The organism is Stenotrophomonas sp. 05L414_2, from assembly GCF_056397905.1.
Genome location: NZ_JBFTOJ010000315.1, coordinates 1 through 1,392, shown reverse-complemented (window position 1 = coordinate 1,392; position 1,392 = coordinate 1). Strand labels below are relative to the sequence as shown.

2 protein-coding genes are annotated in these 1,392 nt (G+C 36.7%); both read left to right on the top strand.

Annotated elements, in window-relative coordinates; genetic code table 11:
• The first annotated feature begins 102 nt into the window (after positions 1 to 102).
• Positions 103 to 528, top strand: coding sequence for a disulfide oxidoreductase (locus tag AC1DJN_RS21950; protein ID WP_477351142.1), 426 nt, complete (start codon positions 103 to 105; stop codon positions 526 to 528).
• Positions 529 to 582: 54 nt separating this feature from the next.
• The coding region (locus tag AC1DJN_RS21945; protein WP_478040269.1) for an RluA family pseudouridine synthase at positions 583 to 1,392 on the top strand (810 nt) is incomplete at its 3' end.

Below are 1,392 nucleotides of genomic sequence, written 5' to 3'. Positions count from 1 at the left end.
GATTTATAAGAATATACCTTATTTTGGGTAAGTTAATTTACATATAAAACTAGAACAACTATAATCGAACAAGTACATGGTTATAATAAGGAGAGAATTACTATGTCTAAAAAAATGGAAAATGGCTTATTATTTATTTGGATTGTCTCTGTCGTTGCAACAATGGGTTCCTTATACTTTTCTGAAATTCGCCATTATGAACCTTGTAAAATGTGTTGGTACCAACGAATTTTCATGTATCCAATTGTCATTATGACAACGATTGCCTTTATTCAAAAAAATGCACGTATTGCTGTAACAACAGCTGTTTTTGCCATTATGGGAGGCAGTATATCACTTTACCATTATGGTATTCAAAAGCTTAGTTTTTTAGCTGAAACTGCACCTTCTTGTGGCCTTGTTTCATGTACTGGTGAATATATTAACTGGTTAGGTTTTATCACAATACCATTTTTAGCGCTAACTGCATTTATTTTAATTGCAGGGGCAAGCTTTTATGTAATGAAGGCTGCTAAAAAAGCAAATTAATTACGAGACCGTGTTCTACAATTGGAATACGGTCTTTTCTACGGAGGAAGATTTATGTTTCATTATGAAATAAATACGAATAATTTAACAGTCGAGGATTTATTACGCAATCATTGGCGACTTGGTAAAAAAATAGTCCATGAATTGCGAATGGCGAAGGCTATCACAACAATTGACGGAGAGCCTATTCAGTGGAATGATCCACTACAGGTAGGAACAATCATAAAATTCACATTCCCTATGCCGACATCTAATTATCAACCGACACCGGTTTGTGCAATTGATGTCGTCTATGAGGATGACCATTGTTTGATCGTTTCCAAACCTAAAGGCATGTCGACACATCCAAATGATGCACGCGATACTCACACTTGTATGAATCATGTTATGGCTCATATTAAAGATCAAGGCGGCACTTATGCGGAGCATGTCCATCGTTTAGATAAAGGGACACAAGGTTTGTTACTTGTAGCAAAACATCCTTTAGCAAAATCAATCTTTGACCGTATGATTGAAGAAAAATCCATTATTCGAACATACGCTGCAGAAGTACAAGGAAATTTACGCTCTTCATCCGGCACGATTTCTGAAGGAATCGGAAAAGACCGACATCATGCAACAAGACGTGTCGTTTCAAAAACTGGACAGCATGCGGTTACACACTATGAAGTTGTAGCGCGCTATAAAAGCTCTTGTGTTGTTCATCTAATTCTTGAAACAGGAAGAACACATCAAATTCGCGTACATTTAGCACATATCGGTCATCCGATTATTGGAGATACAATGTATGGAGCAAGAGAAACGGCAAGTGACGACTATGAGCTCCATGCTATCCAATTGGAATTCGAGCATCCATTTTTAAAT